Below are 21485 nucleotides of genomic sequence, written 5' to 3'. Positions count from 1 at the left end.
CCACTCTTGCGTCCCGGATTGGGAACCCCTAGTGAACCACTCAGCTATCGTGTCCCAAACCGGCATGCTAGTGACCGGGAAAAGCCGCATCAACGGAACACCAAGGTAACAAGGAAACGCCTGCGTGAAGAACTTGAAACATCTCTTGGCTGCAGCGGCCCTCGCATCCATGACGGCCACTGCCGCGAATGCCGACAGCGATGACCGCACCAGCGATTCCGCCGTCATGGGATATGTCGAGAATGTCTATGTCGGTAAATTGGACCTGGAAATGAAGGGCAAGCTGGATACGGGGGCAGATTCCAGCTCTGTCTTCGCCCGCGACGTACATATCTACAAGAAATCCGGCAAGGATGACTGGGTGCGCTTTCGCCTGATCGGAAAGAATGGGCGCACAGTTCGCTACGATCAGAACGTCCGCCGTTTTGCCCTTATCAAGTTGAAGAAGGGCGGCACGATCCGCCGTCCCGTTATTCACCTGCCGCTGTGCATTGGCGGCGTGAAGGGACTCGCCGAAGTCAACCTCGCAGACCGGGAGGATTTCGAATATGACTTTCTCGTCGGCCGTGAATTCATGGCTTCCCGTATTCTAGTGGACTCTGCGTCCACCTTCATTGCCGAAGGCAGCTGCGAAAAAGACGCCCGTGAATAGTTTCACCCACACCCGTCTGCTCGCCCTTTTGCTGACAATTATCGGGCTGAGCATCTTTGCCACGAAAGTGGTGAGATACGACTATCCCCTGTCGCCCGGTGCGCGCACCACGACGTGGGACTTTGAGATTTATCTGGATTTTGACACCAACAATCAGCCCGTCAGGCTGGAAACCTTCATTCCTTCCAATAGTGAGAGCAGACGGGTTTCCCAGGAACAATTCTATAATGGTGCGTTCGGTCTGCGCCTGGATAACAAATCCGCTGAAGGCCGTACGGCGATCTGGACCTACCGGTATCCGAATGACCGCAAGGTGCTGCGCTATCGGGCCAGGCTGGTTGGGGAAACCGAAAGCACACCGCTGCCCGAAGGCATGCATCGCAAGCTGCAACGCGCTGCACCGGAAACCGAGAATGACCTTGAGCGCCAAGCCTTCCTCGTCTGGTCGACCGATCTGCGGCGACGCTCGGCGGATGATGAATCCCTGGCCGATCTCGTCCTGCAGGAAATCTTTGTGGATGAAGATGTAGACGAGGTCGAAGCTCTCCTCTCCCCCACCCTTCCATCCTCCATCAGCCGGTTGGCGCTCGCCCGCGATGTGCTGACGGCGCAGGGCATCCCGGCGCGCGTAGCAAATGGTGTCTATCTGGACCAGGCCCGTCGCCGCGCCGAAATTCACCATTGGCTGGAATACTATGCTGATGGCGCTGACCATCGCTATTTCCCCGGCCTGGACCCGGAAGAGTTCTTCACGATCTGGCACGGGACGGATGACTTCATCCGCGCGGAGGGCATTTCCGATCTGGACCTGCAAGTCAGCATCGAGCCTGTGAATGCTGCCGTCGCTGATGTCGCGCAGCGCGTCGCGCGCGATGAAGGCTCTGCCATGCAATGGTTCGGCTTCAGCCGCCTGCCCATTACGACACAGCTCGTATACCAGGTGATCGTCACCATTCCCGTCGGTATTCTGATGCTGGTCTTCCTGCGCCAGTTCATCGGCCTGCAAACACTGGGCACCTTTATGCCCGTGCTGATCGGGATCGCCTTCCGCGAGACCGCCCTGCTGAACGGCATCATCCTGTTTACGGCCCTGATTGCTCTGGGTTTGGCCGTCCGCTTCTATCTTGAGAGACTCAAACTGCTGCTTGTGCCCCGATTGGCAACGGTGGTCGTTTTCATTGTCATCTGTATGGCTGTCGTGGCGCAGCTGATGTCGAATACAGGGCAGCGCATAGGCCTTTCCATCTCCCTGTTCCCGATGGTCATCCTGACGATGACAATCGAACGGATGTCGATTGTGTGGGAGGAATACTCAGCCACGGATGCCATCAAGCAAGGGGTGGGCAGCCTGCTGGTTGCGTCGGCCGCCTATTTGGTGATGACCAATCCAACAGTTGAATATTTCATGTTCAACTTCCCCGAACTGCTCCTCGTGATCATGGCGATCTGCCTGCTGACGGGCAAATATACGGGCCTGCGCCTTAGCGAGCTGATCCGCTTCCGCGAGCTGGATACGCGCACATGATTGGGCGCTATCGGGCATTGCGGCGTGCCGGATTGCTCGGGATCAACGAGCGGAATCTGCGCCTCGTCAATGAACTGAATCCGCGCCGTCTGATCCGTCTGGTGGACGACAAGCGGGAAACCAAGCGGCTTGCCATGGCCGCTGGTATCCCCACACCGGAACTGTATGGCGTGATCGCCAACCCGTTTCATATGCGCCATCTGGAATCCTATCTGGACAAGCCGGACGGTGTGGTCATCAAGCCGGCCAATGGCTCACAGGGGAATGGCATCCAGGTCCTCATGGAGCCGATGCGCGGCGGGTGGCGCCGGTCAAATGGTCAGCGCGCCCTGCTGGAAGACATCCGCTTTCACGTGAACAATATCCTCTCCGGCATGTACAGCCTCAGCGGCCAGCCGGATGTGGCCATGTTCGAATACCGCGTGAAGTTTGACGAGATCTTCAATCCGATCTCGTTCGGCGGCGTTCCGGATATCCGGATCATCGTTGTACGCGGCATCCCTGCTGTGGCGATGGTACGCCTGCCGACCGCAGAGTCAGACGGCAAGGCCAACCTCCACAAGGGCGGCGTCGGCGTCGGCCTGGACCTCGTCACAGGCAAGACGCTGAGCGGGATGCAGAATGGCAAGACGACCGACATTCACCCGGACACGGCGAACCCACTGAAGAATTTCTCGGTGCCGCACTGGGACACGATGCTGGAAATGGCCGCCAAGGCCTATGATGTGACCGGGCTCGGCTATCTCGGCGCCGATATCGTTCTGGACAAGGGGAAAGGTCCCCTGCTTCTGGAACTGAACGCCCGTCCGGGCCTCGCCATCCAGATTGCGAACAGGATCGGCATCCGCCCGCTGCTGAATGCAACCCTGGAAGCAGACATTGAAGGCATGGACGCTTTGGCCCGCGTTGAGCTTGCCCGCAAACTTTACCGCCAGAATGTGCCGGAAGTCGTCTAGGTCTGAGCTAGAATTCGTAATCCGGCAGGGAATTGAAGGCGAGCTTCAACGCATCTCCCCAGCGTGAGGAGATGGTTGTAAAGTACGGGTCGTTCTCTTCCACACGGCGCTGGGCCGCAACCTTGCACGCATCCGTTTCGATAGTCTGCAGATCCAGAGGCATCCCAACAGACAAATTCGCCTTCAGCGTCGAGTCGAAGGACACGTAGAGCAGCTTGATCGCCTCTTCGAACGTCATCTTCGGGTTATAGGCGCGCAGCAGAATGGGGCGTCCATATTTGGTCTCCCCTGCCTGGAAGAAGGGCGTCTCTTCGCTGGCTTCGATGAAGTTGCCTTCCGGATAGACCAGGAAAAGACGCGGGCCGATACCCGCAATTTGTCCGCCAACAATCATTGTCGCCCCAAAGGGGGATTCCGATTCCGGGCCATCAGACCCTTGCGTGCGGATAACTTCCTTCAGCGTATCACCCACCAGATTGGCCACCTGAAACATGGTGGTTGCAGCCATGATGCTGGGATTACGATCCTCGGGTGCCTTGAGGCGCTCGTCCAGAAGGCTGATCACCGCTTGGGTGGTCGCCAAATTCCCTGCCGTCAAAATCGTGATCACACGCTCGCCCGGCTTTTCCCAGGTGAACATCTTGCGAAACTTTGAGACATTATCGACGCCCGCATTCGTGCGTGTGTCAGACATGAAGATAAGGCCACGATCAAGCCGTAAAGCAACGCAATACGTCACTCCGAATCCCTCCGCAGAAAACCAGCTGTCATCTTACTGTTGTACTTGAATGGATACTACGAGATTTTCCCGTTCAGCCCCATATAACAGGCCTCGCACGGGCGCGGCGTCTCTGTAGTCGAGTCCCGTGGCCACGCGAATATAACGCGCATCCGGGCAGATCTTGTTAGACACATCAAAGCCCGTCCAACCGAGCCCGTCGACCCATGCCTCGGCCCAGGCATGGCCGGCCTCTTGCTCGATACGGTCCATCATCATCAGATAGCCACTGACATAGCGCGTCGGGAAGCCGAGCAACCGCGCCGTTGCGATGAAGACATGCGCATGGTCCTGGCAGACGCCTCGGCCCTGTTTCAGCGCCTCCTCTGCATCGGTCTCCGCGTCAGTCGTGTCTGTCTCATAGGCTATCGCGTCGCCGATTGCTGCCATGAGATCGTGCAGAACATTCACATCCTTGGGAGATGCATCCGGGAAGCGGCCCGCCAAGGCGCGGATTTCTTTCCCCGCCGAGGTCAGTTTGGTTGCCCGCTCATATAGCCAGAGTGGGATCAGCTGGTTGTGCGCCCCAGACACCCCCGCAGTATCATGCGTTTCGACCTCTCCTCTGTAGGTGATCGCCACGCGCTCTGCGCCCGGATCAAGAGAGACCAGATCAACAAGATTGCCGTGATGATCGGAGTAGCTGACTTCCTTACGAGCCCCATCGAGAGCCAGATCCCAGGACAGGATGGATTGCGACGGCAGATTCTGTGGCCGCTTGCGCACCTGAAGCAGCGCGTAACTCGCACCGCGCTCATAAGTATATGTGGTTGTATGATCTACAGTCAGGCGCATTGCTTCACTCCATGAACCTGTAGTCTTGCACGATCTGGTAAGACAGTGCGCCATTGCGACCCATGAAGTCCGTCAGGAATTCATGCAGCCCGTCACGGAAGACATCCTTGATGGAAGTAGCGGTCAGCCGCGCCTCCAGAGCCTCTGCCAGATCATGTGATGGCATTCTTTGCCCATACTGACTGAACAGCCCCTCTAACTGAAGACTGATCGTATCATAACAATAGGCAAGCGACCGTGGAAGACGTGCGTCAAATATCAGAAAATCTGCAATCGCCATCGGGGTGATCTTGCCGCCATGCAGCCATTGAAATGCCCTCTCTGCAGAAGCAGATCGCAAGATCATTTCCCACTGCACATTGTCCAGAGAAGACCCGACTGATGCGCTGGACGGCAGAAGGACATAATACTTCGCATCCAGAATACGGGCAGTGCTATCGGCCCGCTCAATCATCACGCCCAGGAAAATGAAGTTATAGATGTCATTGCGCAGCATGGTGCCCGCCGTTGTTCCCCGCACCTGCGCCCCTTGCTGGCGGATCAGATTCAGCACTTCCGGCAAGTCGGCCTCCGACGGCGCACGGCGCAGCGCCTCCTTTGTTGTTATCCAGAAGTCATTTATGGATTCCCACATCTCCCGCGTCAGGGCTGTGCGGGTCATCCGCGCATTCTCGCGGGCGGTGTGCAATGTCGCCATGACACTAACCGGATTGCTCCGATCCCTGAGGACAAAGTCAATCACTTTGTCCGCCCGTATCGTCTCATGCTTTTCCAGATACGCGTCGCGGCAACCGGCCGCCGTAATGACGGACCCCCACTCCTCTTCGCCTGCCTCGGCACGCGTCAAAGCCATACGGAAACCTGCCTCAATTAGGCGCGCCGTATTCTCCGCTCTTTCCATATATCGGGCCATCCAGAAAAGACCCGCGGCAGTTCTGCCTAGCATGGCCTAGTCTCCCTTCAGCACCCAAGTGTCTTTAGTTCCGCCGCCCTGGCTGGAATTGACCACCAGAGAGCCTTTCTTCATGGCCACTCGGGTCAGCCCACCGGGCGTCACATTAACGCCCTCCGGCGACACCAGAACAAAGGGCCGCAAGTCTACATGGCGCGGAGACAAACCAGCGCGCGTCAGTACAGGCACCGTGGAAAGCGCCAGTGTTGGCTGCGCGATGTAATTCGCTGGTTTGGCCTTCAGCTTCTGCCGGAAGGCCGCAATCTCTTTCTTGCTGGCGGCCGGCCCAACCAACATGCCGTATCCGCCAGAGCCGTGCACTTCTTTGACAACAAGCTCTTCCAGATGCTCCAGCACATAAGCGAGCGCATCCTTCTCGGCGCAGCGCCAGGTTGGAACATTCTGCAACAAGGGCTTCTGCCCCGTATAGAACTCTACAATGTCCGGCATGTATGAATAGATCGCCTTGTCGTCAGCAATGCCCGTACCCGGAGCATTTGCAATCGTGATGTTGCCGGCTCTGTAGGCATCCATAATTCCGGCGACCCCCAACATGGAATCAGACCGAAAATTCAGCGGATCCAGGAAATCATCATCGATGCGGCGATAGAGGACATCAATCGGCTCATAGCCCTGCGTTGTGCGCATGGCGACCCGACCGTCGACGATATGAAGGTCATGCCCCTCAACCAGTTCCACTCCCATCTCATCCGCCAGAAAAGCGTGTTCGAAATAGGCGGAATTATGAATGCCCGGGGTCAGCACCGCGACGGTCGGACGGTCGCGGGTTGCTGCAGGCGCAGACCGCTCCAGAGACTTGCGCAGCGCCATAGGATAACTGGAAACTCTCTCTACCTGCACCTGGGAGAAAAGCTCGGGAAACATCTTCAGCATCGTTTCCCGGTTCTCCAGCATGTAGGAGACACCAGAGGGTGTGCGGGCATTGTCTTCAAGCACAAAGAACTCATTCGGGCCGGTGCGAACAAGGTCGACACCGACAATATGTGTATAGATGCTGCCCGGTGGATCGAAGCCAATCATCTGGGGAAGAAAGGCATCATTCTGGCTAATCAGATGTTCGGGAATACGCCCGGCACGCACAATTTCCTGACGGTGATAGATATCATAGAGAAAGGCATTGATCGCCTTCACCCTCTGTTCGATACCGCGGGTCAGCTGAGCCCACTCCCCTGCCCCGATAATACGCGGAACAAGGTCAAACGGGATCAGGCGTTCGTCCGCTTCGGTCTCACCATAAACATTGAAAGTAATGCCGGTCCGTCGGAAGAAAGTCTGCGCGTCGCGCGACTTCTTCAGAAGAGCATTGGCTGTTCTGTTCTCCAGCCACGCACAATAGTCAGAATAAGGGGCCCGTACGCCGTCCCCCCTCCCGCGCATCTCGTCGAAAAAATTTTCATCACTCGCCATCTACTCACCAACGCACAGCTGTCAGATTGGTTCAATCAAAGCATTCCGCGGTGCGTTTCAGCCAACTGCGCTGTACACTAATGTGCAGACTTATGTCACCGCTGCCCAAGGCTTGCTCAATAAAGCGGCAGAATTGATGATTCCGACCATACAATAGGTTTGCGGATAATTTCCCCACAGCTCGCCGGTCTCCGGATCAACGTCTTCAGACAACAGGCCAACATGGTTGCGGGCCGACAGCACGGACTCGAACATCGCCCGCGCTTCATCCACCCGACCAACACGATATAGAGCATCAATGAACCAGAATGTGCAGGCTGTGAAAGCGGTCTTCGGCTTCCCGAAATCATCTTCCACCTTGTAGCGGTAGACATGGTTGCCCTCACGCAAGTCGCGGTCGACGGCGTTGACCGTGCCAATGTAGCGCTCATCGGAAGCTGGCAGGAAACCAATCTCCGCCATCAGGAGGACTGAGGCATCCAGGTCCTCGCCGCCGAAGGCCGCGGTGAAGGCCCCGATCTCCGGGTTCCACGCCTTCTCCAGAATGGTCGCATGAATAATGCTCGCGCGCTCGCTCCAATACTTCTGACGCGCCTCAAGACCCAGGCTTTCCGCGATCCGGGCCAGCCTGTCACACGCCGCCCAACACATGATGGCGGAAGACGTGTGCACATGCGCGATGGTGCGGAACTCCCAGATGCCCGCATCGGGCGTGTCGTAAACCGCAAAGGCGCGTTCACCCACAGGCTCCAATTGCTCGAATTCGGCTATGCCAGGCTGTGAGAGCAGGCGCCTGTCAAAGAAGGATTGCGCAACGCCTAGCAGGACCTGACCATAGACGTCATGCTGGACATGCTCTGCCGCCTGATTGCCGCGCCGGACAGGCCCCATACCACGGAACCCCGGCAGGTGCGGTGCCATGTCTTCAGACAGATCTGCTTCCAGACCGATGCCATAGACGGGCTGTATGTGCCCGCCTTTTGAGTGCGCCACGATGTTTCGCACCCAGCGCATATAATGCTCCAGCGTCCCCATGCCGGACAGCCGGTTCAGGGCCGTCACAGTGAAATAGGCATCCCGGATCCAGCAATAGCGATAGTCCCAATTCCGGGAGGATCCCTCATGTTCCGGGATAGAGGTTGTGAGTGCGGCCACGATGCCGCCTGTTTCTTCGAACACGCAGAGCTTCAACGTGATGGCGGCGCGGATGACTTCTTCCTGCCACTCGAAGGGGACAGCCAGGCCGCGTGCCCATTTTGCCCAATATTGCCGCGTGCGCTCTTCCCAGTCGCGCGCGATCACACCGGGGGAATCCGTCAGGGATTCATCCGCCCCCAAAATGAAGGTCGTATCGCGATCAAGAATGAAAGTCGTTTCAGAGAGAATATAGGAAACCGGCGCATCCGTTGTCACTCGGAAAGCAAACTCGTCATCCACAAAGCGGACATGATTGACACCGCGAATAGGACGAAGCTGACGCCCACCCCAATCGGTTTCCGGCCGCATCGAAATGCGCAGCTGCGGAGAGCCTGCAATCACTTCAAATCGGCGAACGATGCTGGCCGGGCGGAACATGCGCCCCTTGTGTTCGAACCTCGGGGCGAAATCGACAATCTCGACAATCGCGCCATCTTCAGATTCCATCCTTGTACGCAGGATTGCCGTGTTGCGATCATAGGTCTGGCTACGCTTTGCCAGGCCTTCCATCCAGACATTGAAGGTGCCATTGCCGCCCAGCAATTGGTTGAACACCGGCTGCCCGTCAAATCTGGGTAGGCAGAACCATTGATAGTCCCCACGTGAATTGATCAGGCCGGCAATCGTGCCATTGCCGATAACCCCAAGGTCCAGACTCATGGTCACCCCAATTCTCTCTTCAAATACGCAATCACATCCTGATGGTCAGGCAGCCTGTAGTCTGCACAGGTCTCCCCTTCTCCCACCTTAACAGACCAGCCGCCCTGCTTGCCTGCCATCGCAAAGGCGTCTTCATCGGTTCGGTCATCTCCGATCATGACCGGCACCCTGCCCTTAAAGTTATCAAGTGACATTACGCGCTCCAGGCAGATGCCCTTATTGGCACCATTCGGTTTGGCTTCGAGAACCATTTTCCCAGATTGCAGGGAATAATCCTGAAAGCCTGAAAGCACGCCCGTCAATTCATCCGTCAGCATGTCGCCCTTGTCTGGGGCCGCGCGATAATGAATGGCCAGGACAGGCCCCTTGATTTCAAGTCGCACGCCGTCATGAGGAGAAATAGCGTCCCGGATGGCCGAGACCAGACTGGCCGGCGCCTCAGGAATATTCTCATCCGGAGCCATGCCGGGCTCTGCTGACCTCAGCCCGTGATTGCCAAACCGCCAGAGCCCCTCCGGAACCCGGCGGGACAGATCTGTTAGATCACGTCCGGACAGCACAGCCAGCGCGCCTTCCAACTTGTCTGCCAGCCCCAGAATCACGCGATCCATACCATCCGGCAAAAACACCGCATCCGGATCATCCTGCAGCGGCGTGAGGGTTCCATCGAAATCGAGGAACAAGGCCACATCAGGTCCCAGCGCAGGCGGCGCCATATCTGTCTTGCTCATACAGGGATCGCCTCAAACTCAGCCATAAATCTCTCGCGCCACCAATTGATGTCCTGCTCAATAAGGTTTCGGTACAAACTCTGCCAGCGTTGCTGGCGTTCTTCCACCGGCATGTCTATGGCACGCTTCACGGCATCTGCGATGGATGCACTGTCATACGGATTGATAATCAGGGCCTCCTTCATCTGTTCTGCCGCGCCTGCAAACTGAGAGAGGATTAGAACGCCAGGATCTTCCGGGTCCTGCGCGGCAACAAATTCCTTCGCAACCAGATTCATGCCATCCTGAAGCGGCGTGACAAGACACGCCTTGGCCAGACGATACAGGCCGGCAATCTGTTCCCGATCATATCCCCGCGCCAGATAGCGAATGGGAATCCAGTCCAGATCCCCATAGTCGCCATTGATCCGCCCTGACAAGGCATCCAGCTGTTGGCGCAAATGTGCATACTCTTCCACAACAGAGCGCGACGGCGGCGCGATCTGCGTGAAGGATATCTTGCCATGCACTTCAGGATAGCGGTCGAACAGCTCCGCCATGCCTTCAAAGCGCTGCGGCAGGCCTTTGGAATAGTCCATACGGTCAACGCCGATCACCAGGTCGCGGTCGCCCAGGAATTTGGACAGGCTGTGGGCCGCTTTCTTGGCTGGCTCTTCCAGCGCTGCGCGGGCAAAGCCTTCGGTATCAATCCCGATCGGGCAATGCAGCAGCCGCACAGTTCTACCCTCAACGCGGAACCGGCCATCCGGCAATTCCTCGGCGCCAAATTCCTCTTCCAGGTACTGGGCCAGATTGGCGAGGTCCTTGCCGGACTGCAGGCCCACCACATTATAGGCGCACAGGCCGAGGGCCAGCCGCCTATGTTCCGGAATGGCGCGGAAAACTTCCGGCGCCGGAAATGGAATGTGCAGGAAAAACCCGCAGCGGCCGTTCCAGCCGTCTTCCCGCAGCATGTCGCCCAACAGCAGGAAATGGTAGTCATGGACCCAGACCATGTCATTCGGCTGCGCCCTGCGCCTCACAATGTCTGAGAACTTTTCGTTGATCTCGACATAGAAGCGGAAATATTCCGAGTCGAATACGGCCAGATCAATCCGGTTATGCATGACCGGCCAGAGAACGCTGTTCGAATAGCCCAGATAGAAGCCATCATATTGGTGGCGCGAATAATCAGTTATCGCGAATTCAACGCCGTCCTCATGAGACGATTTCGCCCGGTTGCTGGGATAGTCTATGATCCGGCCGCTCCAGCCGATCCACAAGCCATTCATATCTGCCAGCGTATCCCACAGCGCCACCGCCAGACCGCCTGCCCGGCTTTCCTGGCCCGCTGCCGTGCGATTGGACACGGCAATCAGCCGTGACCCTTGTTTTTCATCATCTTCTGTCATTGCCCATCCTGTCCCCTGATAGCTAGCGCATCAGTCCGGCCAAGCCCAAGCAAGCGGAGATGCCCACCTGCAGAAACACCGGACGTGCCTGATTAATAGTCACAGGACAAGTAATAGGCGCGCGCGCATCAGGTTCCACCTTTGCGATCAGAAAGCAGCCTTGCATTAAACTCGGCATCCGCCAGATCCGCCAATGCGCGAACCTCCGGATCGATTCGCGCTGACTGCCGCACGTCCTCGAAAGACCCCTGCCCCTTGATCCGCCCCATCCTGTAAAGTGCAGCAGCCGCCCCACCGGTCAGGATGAAAGCAGGATTCCAGTCGAGCCCCGCTGTCTTGGCCAGTTCATTTGTGCAATTTGATGTCAGCGTATTGTAGAAACGCGGATGCGCCTCGATGCCTTGGCTACGCTGAAGCAATGCAGAGAGATAGGCTTCCACCTCTTCCTGGCTGAGGACCAGCGGATAAAGGTACAATTCCTTGTTGAGGTATACTGCACGCCGCGCCAGCAAGTCCCTTGGCGTCGCCCACTGATAGATCAGCTCGAACCCGTTCAGCGCACCGCGAACAATAGAATATGTCTCCCCTGCCTGCTTGCGCGCCTCAACCGTCAGGCCAATCAGGTCCCCATCTGCGAATTCAAACAGCACCAGAGTGTGCGCCATAAGGGGCTGGCCGGGGTGCGGCTCAACAACGAACCAGGCATTGCGGACATCTTCGATACGATGCGGCGGCAGTTCACCCCATGCCTGCACAGGCTCACCTCCGGCAGGATAGGACCAGTCCCGGTAAGGATCGATCTGGAAAACGCCCTCCGCCAGAACAATGCGCGGTAGCCGCGAAAGGTGCGGCTGCCAGTTACGGTCATGCCGCGGCTGTTTCGCGACCACAGCTATCGCAAACACAAGGCCCGCGCAGGCCAGCGCCAACAGAACCGCCATAGTTTTCATTCTGCTACCTTCAGCCTCTTCGGTAAGAAGGCATACGCACGCGCCATGACACCAGCCTCCAACATGAACGCAAATCCTGCCCGCATATCCAGACGGACTAGTCTTATGCACGCGCTCCAGAAGGAAACGCAGATAACTGCAATTACACTGATGAGTGTACAGGGCACATGCCGGAACATATCAGCCTTGTCCTTCATTGTTTTGCCGCAAGATGCTTTGAGGCACCTGGCAGCCGAGGTCAATCAATGACAACGGTGAAAACAAGGCCTGCAAGAGACATGCAAATGCAAAGATCAAGCATATCATCTTTATACTGATACTTTGCAATACAGACCATCCGAATAAAAAGGGTTGGCGCCCTGTGGAAAAACAAGGCAATGTGCGGGCGCGTTTCAAATTGATTCGTATAGTTAGCTGCGTAAATGAAAATCACGCCCGTCCGCCGGGCCCATTGAGGAGACCCTCCCATGGCAAAAGCAACCAAAGCCAAAAAAGCCGCTGCGCCGAAGAAGTCCGCAGCACCGAAACTCGCAAAGCCAGCCAAGGCGCCTTCTCCCAAAGAAGTCCTGATGGAGAAGTATATCTCCGATCTGAAAGAGAAGGTTGGTGAAACCCGTTCCGACATGGCCCTGCTCGACGCAGCGGTCAAAGCCTGCGGCCCAACCATCTACAAATCTGATACGGCCACTGTTGCCGCCTCGGACAAGGAAGAATTGGCCCGCGTCAAGAAGGGCTTCATTGCGAAGAAGCTCGGCGTTACGGATGAGGCAAAAGCCGATGCCGCTATCGCGGATGCCGTTGCAAAATATGGCAAGTCCGTGCGCGCTAAGCACCGCCCGGTCATGTACTACCTTATCGCCAAGGCCCTGAAGAAAGGGTCCGTGCTGAAAGGCTAAGCGCCCACCAGATACAGGAAAGCCGGGAAGACAATGTCTTCCCGGCTTTTTCTTTACCCGGAATAATTTCCGATCAATACCCGCTCAGGCGAGCGTACCGGTCTCGGTGCCAGCTGGCAGAGCCGTACATGGCTTCCTGCACGCGGGCCCGCTTCATGTACAGGCCCGGATCGGCCTCATCGGTCATACCGATACCACCATGCATCTGTACGCACTCGTTTGAGACGAGGTGCACCAGCTCGCTGGCGCGGGCCTTTGCGATGCTGGCCAGTTCGGCGACATTGTCCTTGCCTTCATCGACAGCCGACAGTGCGGCGGCGACACAGGACCGCGTCATCTCAAGCTCGGTGAACATTTTCGCAGCACGATGCTGCAGCCCCTGGAACGAGCCGATCAACTGCCCGAACTGTTTGCGGTTCTGCAGATATTCCAGCGTCATCTCGAACGCAGCCTGGGCACTGCCCAGCATTTCGGCGGCCTGGCCAATGGCGGCGCGGTCCAGCACCGGCTCCAACACATCAGCGCCCTGATCGGCGGCGCCAATCAATGCGTCTTCCGGCACCATCACATCTTCCAGTGTCACATGTGCCGCGCCATGGGAGTCGACCGTATTCAGCGCCTGAATGGAAACACCCTTCGCATCAGCCGGCACCAGGAACAGGCTGAGGCCGTGACGGTCGCCTGCCTCACCAAAGGTGCGTGCCACGACGATCAGCATGTCTGCATGATGCGCATCCGGCACATAGCGCTTCATGCCGTTCAGCGTGTAGCCTTGGCCATTGCGCTCCGCTTCGGTGGCAACACCTAGCGGGTTGAAGTGAGCGCTCTCGTCCATGGCCAGTGCGAACGTGGTCTCGCCGCCTGCAATCTTGGGCAGCCATTCAGCCTGCTGCGCCGGGCTGCCACCCAGCTGCAAGGCGCTCGCCGCGATCAGCGCGGTCTGCATCACCGGCGTGGCGGCCAGCGTGCGGCCTTGCGCTTCCAGAATCTGGCCCAGACCGACCAGCCCGAAATGTTCACCGCCTGGCTCATCCGGAATGATCACGCCAAAGAAGCCGAGCTCTGCCAGCTTTTGGCGGGTTTCCGGGTCCACCCCGTTTGCGCCGCTATTGCGCAGTTTGCGCAGATGCGTGATCGGCAGTTCGTCACGCGCGAAAGTCATCGCGGTTTCCCGCAGCATTTCCTGGTCTTCTGTCAGAAGGAATGTCATCTGAATATCTCCGAAGCCTTACGTTTTTCTATTGTGTTCTTGGCGTCACGACGCACCGCAGCAGCTTCCCGGCCAACGAGGACCCCTACCAGACCGGCAATCGCCCAGAAGGCAATCGCAGCCGTCACAGTCAGCGGATCAATCATGTCTGCACGGCCCCCTGCCCCACTCACCCACAGGAAAGTGAGGCTGATGGTGAAAGCAGAGGCCGCAATCCAGAGGCTGTACTGAAACAGGGGCCGTCCCCGGAAGAAGGGAACGGCAAACCCTGCCAGAAAGGGCAGCCCCAGATAGATGAGAGAAGCGTGCGCGGGCGACATGGCTATTTGTGGTCTTTCAAACCCAGAACGCGTTTTGAAATGACATTGAGGTTGATCTCGCTGGTGCCACCCTCAATCGAGTTGCCCTTCGAGCGTAGCCACTGACGCGTGACCTTCTTGGCAGCCGGGTCAAAGCCTTCACCCTGCCAGCCGAGACCTTCCGTACCCAGCGCTTCAATCAGCAATTCGTGGCGATCCTGATTCATCTTGGCAGCGCCATATTTCAGGATGGATGCCGTGTGGCTGACCGCCTGGCCCGCCTTTGCCTGTTCGGCCTGACGCTGAACGGTCAGGCTGAATGCCTTGGCATACATCTTGTGGTCTGTAATGCGGCCGCGCAGATCCCCGTCCAGCAGACGGCCATCGCTATCGGTGCCGATATGCTGCTTGGCATAGTCTTCCGGCCCCAGAATGCCGGAGCCCCCCGTGCCACCAAAGCCGCCGGCCGAAATGGACGAGCGCTCGAACTGCAACAGGCGTTTGGCAATTTGCCAGCCGCCATTCACTTCTCCGACCAATTGGTCTTTTGGCACCTTCACATCATTGAAGAAGGTTTCGCAGAACGGGCTTTCACCGGATATCAGTTTGATCGGGCGCGCTTCGACGCCTTCGCTTTCCATGTCGAACAGGATGAAGCTGATGCCTTCATGCTTCACGCTGGTGTCAGTCCGCACGAGGCAGAAGATCCAGTCGGCCTTGTCGGCGTAAGACGTCCAAACCTTCTGACCATTGATCAGATAATGATCGCCCTTGTCTTCACAGCGCGTCTGCAGGTCAGCGAGGTCAGAGCCCGCGCCCGGCTCGGAATAGCCCTGGCACCAGCGCGTGCGGCCATGGACGATATCCGGAATGAAGCGCATCTTCTGCTCTTCATTGCCAAACTCCAGCAGCGCAGGACCAAACATCCAGAGGCCGAAAGAGAACAGCGGCTGGCGCGCCTTGATGCGGCTCATTTCCTGCTGCAGCACGCGGGCTTGCGCCGGGCTGAGGCCACCCCCGCCATACTTCTTCGGCCATTGCGGGGCCGTCCAGCCCTTCTCGGCCATTCTTTCAAGCCAGACCTTGGAATCTGGGTTCTTGAAGGTCTCGCGCTTGCCGCCCCAGACGACTTCGTCATCTTTCATGGGGGTGCGCATTGAAGGGGGGCAGTTTTTCTCAAGCCATTCACGCGTCTCGGCACGGAATTGCTCCAGATCAACAGATTCATCATAAGCCATAGCGGTCTCCTGAAGAGGCGTCGGAACACCCTTGGACCTTAGGCCCAGGATCCAGTCCCGCCAAGCGCTAACCCTACGACATAAAGACCCGGTTTTACAGTCCAAACCCTTATACGCGACGGGCTATTCATGGGGTGTCTTGACCCAGTAATGGGGTGTTTTGATCAGGCTGTAGACCGCGCGCGCCATGGCGACGGACTGCAGCGGCCAATAGAGCGGCAATGTGAGCACATCGACAAACCGCACCCGCATAACACCGCGAGGAACCAGCCAGGCAGAGACTGCTCCCATGCCATAAGTCGCCACCAGAATGGACCAACTGAGCGGCCCCAGATTCAACGCCGGGCTGGCAACACAGATCAGGCACCAGATCAACCATGGCAAATGCGTGAAGGCAGACAGTATGGAGGCCCCCAATGTCAGCTGCATCGAGATAAAGCCCGCAAGGCCCATCTCGCGAACAGCTGAGACCGGGCGGCGCATCAGCACCAGCCAGGTCTGCAGGAAGCCCTTCAGCCACCGCGACCGCTGGCCCTGCCAGATATGAAATCTCTCCGGCGGCGCCTCAAGCGTCGGCGGCGTGATGACCCCGACCCTCATGCCCTGACGCGCAAATCTCAGGCCAAGGTCTGCATCTTCCGTCACATTCCACGCATCCCATCCGCCAACCTCTTCCAGTGCGGACCGGCGGAAATGATTGCTGGTGCCGCCCAACGCAATCGGGGCGCCCAGGCGCGCCAGCGCTGGCATTATGCGGTTGAACTGGATCGCATATTCCAGCGCCCAGTGCTGCGCCAACCAGGCCTGCGTCTTGGGCATGCCCACAAGCGGCGCTTGCACACAGGCAAGCGATGGCTCGCGGCTGAATTGGCTAACCGCTGCGATCAATTGCACAGGGCTTGGCCGATCTTCCGCATCATAGACGGTAACGAAAGTGCCTCGGGCACGCGACAGTCCATAGTTGAGCGCGCGCGGTTTCGTGCGCGGCATGCCTGGCGGCAGCACCAACAGCTCTGTGCCGTCTGGCCAGACCTGCGCTCTGATCGCATCACGTGTAGACTCATCGCCCGTTTCGATCAGCAATTTCACATCCAGCCGATCCTGCGGATAGTTAAACCCACAAATTTGCCGGGCAAGTTGTGGAACAACCGCCGCTTCATCCTTCAATGCGATCAGAAGGGTGTAGACCGGCAGGAACTCCGCCGATGAGGCATACTCCGCCTCGGGCTGCCGGCCGCGGCCATAAAGGACAAGTGCAAAACGGTAGAACAGGATCGCGCAGAACAGGACAAGCCCTGCCAAGCCAAGACCGTTCCAGACAAGCCCCGGCGCGACCAGCCCCCCTATTCCGAGAACGCAGAAAATCTGGCGCGCGGTCTGGCGTTGCCAGCCTGTCAGGCCTGACCTTGCCGACATGTCCGCAAAGCGGTCCGGAAACCCATTGGCAGCCTCATGCGCCCGCGCACTGTCAGGTCGCGGTTCAGCCAGCCCCTCTCTGATGCGAAGCCGTTCCGGCTCCAGCATGTCATATCCATCAGCACCCATTCTTCCAAGAAAGCTGAAAAAGAACAGGGCTCAAGAAACCAGGAGTTGAATTTGTTTCGAAACCGTAACGAAATGCGTATTTCTCAATAAAACTGGACAAGCACAGAACGATGTTCTATATTTGTTCCATGAGCGATCTACAGGTCATCTGGCTTCAGCGCGATTTGCGCCTGCATGATCATCCCGCCCTGGCCGCGGCCAGCGCAGGATCCGGCCCCGTCTTGCCGCTCTACATCTTTGAACCCAATATATGGTCTCCGCAGGAGACGTCCGCACGGCAGTTTGACTTTCTACTTGAGAGCCTTGCTGATCTCGACAGCGCCCTGCGCAAACGCGGCAGCTCGCTGTGCCTGCGCACTGGCCCCGCTGCGGAGGTCTTCTCACAGCTTCATCGTGATCACGGCATCGCCGCCATTCACGCACACGCCGTAACCGGGCGTGAAGCAGAACTTGCCCGGGATCGCCAGGTTCAGGCCTGGGCGCTGAAGGCGGGCATTCCCCTACGCATTCAAACTCCACCTGGCATGCCTGCCAGTGCAACCCGGAAAGACAATTGGCAGGCGCTTTGGGAAGCCAGCATGCAGAATAAGCGTGTGGCAGCACCGGAGACGCTGTCTGCTCATGGCGTCAAATCGGAAGACTGGCCAGATGCAGAAGATTTCGGCCTTGCTGCAGATGCCTGCCCTGACCGCTCGGCTGGAGGCAGAATGCAGGCCGTCCTCAAATTGAGACGTTTCCTGTCAGGTGGCGGCAGAGACTATGGCAAACCGAACCTGTCTGCCTCTCAGCGCATGTTCTCTGATCCTGATCTATCCGCCCATCTCGCCTTTGGCACACTGTCCGCCAGAGAGATCTGGCAGGGTATAGCAAAAAGCCGCCACGCCCTGCTGGAAGATGGTGACACTGTTTTTGCCATGTCCCTGTCAGCCTATGCGGATACGCTTCAGCAGCGCAGCCTGGATGTTCAGGCTGCCCTTGAACGCACAAGCGTAAGCGGGCAGCGCCATTTTCTGCCCGTCGATACTCATGATCGCCAGAAGACCGGGGCCGGAAACGCCCATTTGGAAACCGTGTTACATGCCCGAACAGGCTTCCCCCTTCTGGACGCCAGCATGAGATGCCTGCGGGAGACTGGCAGGCTGGAACCAAGCCTTATGGGTCTGCTGCTTTCCTTTAACTCAGCACATCTCTGGCTTCATCCGGAAGAGCCTGCACGGCAGCTGGCCAGGCTCTGCGTCGATTTTGATCCAGCCTCTTTTTATGCACAGGCCCGCAAACTTCCCGGAATCGCTCCCGACAAGGGCGCCTATGTTCCAAATCCTGTCCGCCAGTCTCTTACCCTGGACCCGGAGGGTATTTTCATCCGTCGCTGGTTGCCAGAACTTGCGGCTTTGTCTGACAGGCATATTCATGCCCCTTGGGATGCTCCCAAATCCGAACTCGCAGAGGCGGGTATCGTTCTGGGCCAGACCTATCCCATGCGTATGGTGGATCATATGGCCGCTGCCCGCGAAGCACGCAGCCGGTTTTCCCCTAAAGCGGCGCGGGTAAAGTCAGCCAATCCGATCCTGAAGGCAGAGCCTCCTGGGCGGTCTTTCCGGCCTCCCCCATCTCCTCGGCCCAGCTCTCGCCTGCACCGCCCCCCTCCAAAATCAGCCCCCCTTCAAATGAGTCTGGATCTCTAGAATCGGTCTCAGAACCTGTCTGCAGCCAGAATGAGCCGGAATTTCCGGCTCATTTTTTTGTTATGACGTCGATTTAATTGGTCTTGATCCCTTGCCATATGGCACCATATCGATATTCAACAAACTCCAGCGCCTTGAAAAGACTGGTATTTATCATTTTTCGATAAAAAGTTATTGATTTTCGATAATTCCTGACCTAGATTGTTTGTGTCGGCGGCAGAGATGACTTGCCAAGGACATCAACCAACCAGCTAGAAGGAATTAAAATCATGATCCCCCGCGCCCGTCAGAGTGACATCGAAACCGCCGCCCCAGCAGGTGTAATGGCCATGGCCATGTTCACCGGCGAGGCAACCCTCCGGAGCCGGCCGGCAAATGATGTCACAGCGGAGGTTCGCCAAAACCTGCTGGTTCGTCGCCGCCGCCGCTTCGCCCGCCGCGAAGCCCACTAACCGGCCTCCTTACCGGCGCTGCGAGCCTCTGGTCTCCCCTGCCACCCCGCAGCGCCGGACTTTCACCCCACTCTTTTTTTCTAATCACTCAAATATTTCACAAGAAGGATACCTGTCATGATCCGCACGATCACCGCCATCGCCATCGCCGCTGCTGCTATCTCTGCTCCGGCCTATGCCGCTTCCGACGAGTTCACCATGGAAATCGATCTGAACCGCGCCCAACTGGAAACCACTGAAGGTGCAAAAGCAGAGTTCGACAAAGTCAGCGAGCAAGTTGCTGAAGAATGCGCTGCGAAACAGTCTGTCTTCAATCTGGGCCAAAAGCGCTACGCTTCGATGCTCTGCGAGCAAAACATGATGAAGAAAGTTGTCGCATACGTCGATAACGAGAACTTCACCGAAGCCTACCGCGAGAGCAAATAGGCCTCCAAATCTCTCACCGGGACCGGCCCCTGCCTCTCCTGAAGACCTGTCCCGGATGAGGATTCTGAGCCGCCCTGCCCCCCAGCAGGGCGGTTTCTTTTATGAGCTGGCGTCGGCCTCGCGGTAATCCTTTGCCCGCAACACGCCTGCCAGGCGGAAATGAACGGGCACAAAAGCGCCATTCTCATCAGCCTCGAACAAAGCGCAGCAACTGGTTGGGAATTTCTCCACCACACGCCGGGCGTCCTGATGGTCGAGACTGCCGCCCTCACGCAGGATTTCCATCGAAAAATCATGCAGGCCCGGATTGTGTCCGATCACCATGAGGGTGCCGGCGCCGTCATTCTGTGCCACAGCGTCTACCAGGCCGCGTACGCCTGAGAGGTAGAGCGACTCCATGGGCCGCACTTTTTCGCCTTCCACCACCTTGGCAACTTCCGAACAGGTTTCCCGCGCCCGGCGGGCCGTGGAGACCAGGATGCGCTCCGGGCTCCACCCCATGCCGACCAGTTCCTCCGCCATGCGCTTGGCATCTTCCTTGCCGCGCTCGGTCAAGGCCCGGGCGAAATCATCCACCCCTTCGCCCCAGGGCTCTGTCTTGGCATGCCGCATCAGGATCAGGCGTTTCATTCCGCTTCCTTCTTCCCGGGAGGGGGTATTAGAAAATCTGATCGACACCTTGAGATGTCGCACATTGGTCTACTCCCTCTTAGGCACCATTTCTAAGGCAGAAATCAAGAGACAGGAGTAAGCCATTATGAGCCTTCTTATTGGCGATGTCGCCCCAGACTTCGAAGCAGAGACAACACAAGGCCCCATCCACTTCCACGAATGGGCGGGGGATGACTGGGTTGTCTTCTTCTCCCACCCGGCAGACTTCACGCCCGTCTGCACCACCGAACTCGGCTATACAGCAAAGCTGAAGGACGAGTTTGCCAAGCGCGGCGCGAAAGCGCTGGTCATCTCGGTCGACAGTGTTGAGGACCACAAGGGCTGGATCAGGGATATTGAAGAGACGCAGAATACCAGCGTCCAGTTTCCGATCATCGCAGACCCGAAGCGCGAAGTGGCGACGCTGTACAATATGATCCACCCGAACGCCGACCCGAAAGTCACGGTTCGCGCCGTCTATGTGATCGACCCGAACAAGAAGATCCGCGCCTCGATCATCTATCCGCCGAGCGCCGGCCGGAACTTTGACGAGATCCTGCGCCTGATCGACAGTCTGCAACTGACAGACGGGCACAAGGTGGCAACGCCGGTCAACTGGCAGGATGGCGAGGACGTGATCATTGTGCCGTCCCTGACCGATCCGGAAGAGATCAAGAAGCTGTTCCCGAAAGGCCATACGGAAGTGAAGCCCTATCTGCGCTATACTCCGCAGCCGAACAAATAAACGGCATGAGTTGAAGAGCCGACAGAACTCCCCCTTCCTGGAAGGGGGAGTTTTTTTGTGCGCGGCCGTCTCTGTCATACCGGAACATGCCCCTCACCCCCACCGCCTTTGGTGGCAATTCCGGTATGACCCCCACCTGTCCTCCCCCTTTCAGGGGGAGGGACGCTGACAGCAGCCGCCTTGCTTGAGGGGCATTCTCCCCCCTGAAAGGGGGGAGTTAGAGGGGGGTCATGCGGTGTCTCCATCTGGAAACTGGTTTCGAATTTGGTCTTGCCTGTCCGGCAGCACCTAAATCCGGACTGGCCGCAACCATCCGGGTATCC

At 57.7% G+C, this 21485-nt stretch carries 22 protein-coding genes; 8 read left to right on the top strand and 14 right to left on the bottom strand.

Going from position 1 to position 21485, the window contains the following annotated elements; genetic code table 11:
• The first annotated feature begins 124 nt into the window (after window positions 1-124).
• From HY29_RS17645 to HY29_RS17635, 3 genes are read left to right on the top strand one after another with little or no spacing between them, the layout of a single operon-like run.
• The gene (locus HY29_RS17645) at window positions 125-652 is read left to right on the top strand and encodes an ATP-dependent zinc protease family protein (RefSeq protein WP_155838419.1); all 528 of its coding nucleotides are present in this window, start codon (window positions 125-127) and stop codon (window positions 650-652) included.
• Window positions 645-2177, top strand: a complete 1533-nt coding sequence (locus HY29_RS17640; RefSeq protein ID WP_051601763.1) for a UUP1 family membrane protein — start codon at window positions 645-647, stop codon at window positions 2175-2177. The genes HY29_RS17645 and HY29_RS17640 overlap by 8 nt, the downstream gene beginning before the upstream one ends.
• The gene (locus tag HY29_RS17635; RefSeq protein WP_034799717.1) at window positions 2174-3133 is read left to right on the top strand and encodes an alpha-L-glutamate ligase-like protein; all 960 of its coding nucleotides are present in this window, start codon (window positions 2174-2176) and stop codon (window positions 3131-3133) included. The genes HY29_RS17640 and HY29_RS17635 overlap by 4 nt, the downstream gene beginning before the upstream one ends.
• A gap of 7 nt (window positions 3134-3140) precedes the next feature.
• On the opposite strand, the gene HY29_RS17630 is transcribed toward HY29_RS17635, so the two are convergent.
• The 9 genes from HY29_RS17630 to HY29_RS19470 form a co-directional block, all read right to left on the bottom strand.
• On the bottom strand, window positions 3141-3872 hold the full coding sequence (locus HY29_RS17630; RefSeq protein ID WP_034799716.1) for a proteasome-type protease: 732 nt from the start codon (window positions 3870-3872) through the stop codon (window positions 3141-3143).
• A 33-nt stretch (window positions 3873-3905) separates the two neighbouring features.
• Window positions 3906-4706, bottom strand: a complete 801-nt coding sequence (locus tag HY29_RS17625) for a transglutaminase family protein (protein ID WP_034799713.1) — start codon at window positions 4704-4706, stop codon at window positions 3906-3908.
• A gap of 4 nt (window positions 4707-4710) precedes the next feature.
• Window positions 4711-5652, bottom strand: a complete 942-nt coding sequence (locus HY29_RS17620) for an alpha-E domain-containing protein (protein WP_034799711.1) — start codon at window positions 5650-5652, stop codon at window positions 4711-4713.
• Between the two features lie 3 nt (window positions 5653-5655).
• Window positions 5656-7086 carry a circularly permuted type 2 ATP-grasp protein gene (locus tag HY29_RS17615; protein ID WP_034799709.1) on the bottom strand — a complete coding sequence of 477 codons (1431 nt, stop codon included), beginning with the start codon at window positions 7084-7086 and terminating at the stop codon, window positions 5656-5658.
• Window positions 7087-7176: 90 nt separating this feature from the next.
• Window positions 7177-8943: a glycoside hydrolase family 15 protein gene (locus HY29_RS17610; RefSeq protein WP_034799707.1), complete on the bottom strand. Its 1767-nt coding sequence runs from the start codon at window positions 8941-8943 to the stop codon at window positions 7177-7179.
• A 2-nt stretch (window positions 8944-8945) separates the two neighbouring features.
• On the bottom strand, window positions 8946-9674 hold the full coding sequence (otsB, locus tag HY29_RS17605; protein ID WP_034799705.1) for a trehalose-phosphatase: 729 nt from the start codon (window positions 9672-9674) through the stop codon (window positions 8946-8948).
• Window positions 9671-11065 carry an alpha,alpha-trehalose-phosphate synthase (UDP-forming) gene (locus HY29_RS17600; protein WP_034799703.1) on the bottom strand — a complete coding sequence of 465 codons (1395 nt, stop codon included), beginning with the start codon at window positions 11063-11065 and terminating at the stop codon, window positions 9671-9673. The genes otsB and HY29_RS17600 overlap by 4 nt, the downstream gene beginning before the upstream one ends.
• A gap of 128 nt (window positions 11066-11193) precedes the next feature.
• Window positions 11194-12015 (bottom strand): lipoprotein N-acyltransferase Lnb domain-containing protein, encoded by an 822-nt coding sequence (locus tag HY29_RS17595; protein WP_081811492.1) that lies wholly within the window; start codon window positions 12013-12015, stop codon window positions 11194-11196.
• 238 nt (window positions 12016-12253) lie between these two features.
• Entirely contained in the window at window positions 12254-12559 is a 306-nt protein-coding gene (locus HY29_RS19470; protein WP_162176760.1) for a hypothetical protein, read from the bottom strand.
• Between the two features lie 25 nt (window positions 12560-12584).
• On the opposite strand from HY29_RS19470, the gene HY29_RS17585 reads away from it, so the two are divergent.
• Complete coding sequence (locus HY29_RS17585; RefSeq protein WP_034799840.1) at window positions 12585-12911, top strand: DUF2853 family protein; 327 nt, start codon at window positions 12585-12587, stop codon at window positions 12909-12911.
• A gap of 73 nt (window positions 12912-12984) precedes the next feature.
• Here the strand turns inward: HY29_RS17585 and HY29_RS17580 are convergent, their stop codons facing one another.
• The 4 genes from HY29_RS17580 to HY29_RS17565 form a co-directional block, all read right to left on the bottom strand.
• Complete coding sequence (locus HY29_RS17580) at window positions 12985-14121, bottom strand: acyl-CoA dehydrogenase family protein (RefSeq protein WP_034799697.1); 1137 nt, start codon at window positions 14119-14121, stop codon at window positions 12985-12987.
• On the bottom strand, window positions 14118-14441 hold the full coding sequence (locus HY29_RS17575) for a hypothetical protein (protein WP_034799695.1): 324 nt from the start codon (window positions 14439-14441) through the stop codon (window positions 14118-14120). Before HY29_RS17575 ends, HY29_RS17580 begins: the two co-directional genes overlap by 4 nt.
• A 2-nt stretch (window positions 14442-14443) precedes the next feature.
• Window positions 14444-15658 carry an acyl-CoA dehydrogenase family protein gene (locus tag HY29_RS17570; protein ID WP_034799693.1) on the bottom strand — a complete coding sequence of 405 codons (1215 nt, stop codon included), beginning with the start codon at window positions 15656-15658 and terminating at the stop codon, window positions 14444-14446.
• A gap of 123 nt (window positions 15659-15781) precedes the next feature.
• Window positions 15782-17203, bottom strand: a complete 1422-nt coding sequence (locus tag HY29_RS17565; RefSeq protein ID WP_051601759.1) for a glycosyltransferase family 2 protein — start codon at window positions 17201-17203, stop codon at window positions 15782-15784.
• 128 nt (window positions 17204-17331) lie between these two features.
• On the opposite strand from HY29_RS17565, the gene HY29_RS17560 reads away from it, so the two are divergent.
• From HY29_RS17560 to HY29_RS17550, 3 genes are all read left to right on the top strand, one after another.
• Complete coding sequence (locus HY29_RS17560) at window positions 17332-18888, top strand: FAD-binding domain-containing protein (RefSeq protein ID WP_162176761.1); 1557 nt, start codon at window positions 17332-17334, stop codon at window positions 18886-18888.
• Window positions 18889-19157: 269 nt separating this feature from the next.
• On the top strand, window positions 19158-19340 hold the full coding sequence (locus HY29_RS17555; RefSeq protein ID WP_034799691.1) for a hypothetical protein: 183 nt from the start codon (window positions 19158-19160) through the stop codon (window positions 19338-19340).
• Between the two features lie 117 nt (window positions 19341-19457).
• On the top strand, window positions 19458-19766 hold the full coding sequence (locus tag HY29_RS17550; RefSeq protein WP_034799688.1) for a UrcA family protein: 309 nt from the start codon (window positions 19458-19460) through the stop codon (window positions 19764-19766).
• Between the two features lie 99 nt (window positions 19767-19865).
• Here HY29_RS17550 and HY29_RS17545 read toward each other — a convergent pair whose 3' ends face one another.
• Window positions 19866-20396, bottom strand: a complete 531-nt coding sequence (locus HY29_RS17545) for a SixA phosphatase family protein (protein WP_051601756.1) — start codon at window positions 20394-20396, stop codon at window positions 19866-19868.
• A gap of 127 nt (window positions 20397-20523) precedes the next feature.
• Between HY29_RS17545 and HY29_RS17540 the strand changes: the two genes are divergently transcribed.
• Window positions 20524-21162 (top strand): peroxiredoxin, encoded by a 639-nt coding sequence (locus HY29_RS17540; protein WP_034799684.1) that lies wholly within the window; start codon window positions 20524-20526, stop codon window positions 21160-21162.
• Window positions 21163-21485: the final 323 nt, after the last annotated feature.

It is taken from the genome of Hyphomonas beringensis, from assembly GCF_000682755.1.
Classification (GTDB): Bacteria; Pseudomonadota; Alphaproteobacteria; order Caulobacterales; family Hyphomonadaceae; genus Hyphomonas; species Hyphomonas beringensis.
Note: the sequence above shows the minus strand (reverse complement) of the source record. Positions and strands in the feature narration are given on the sequence as shown.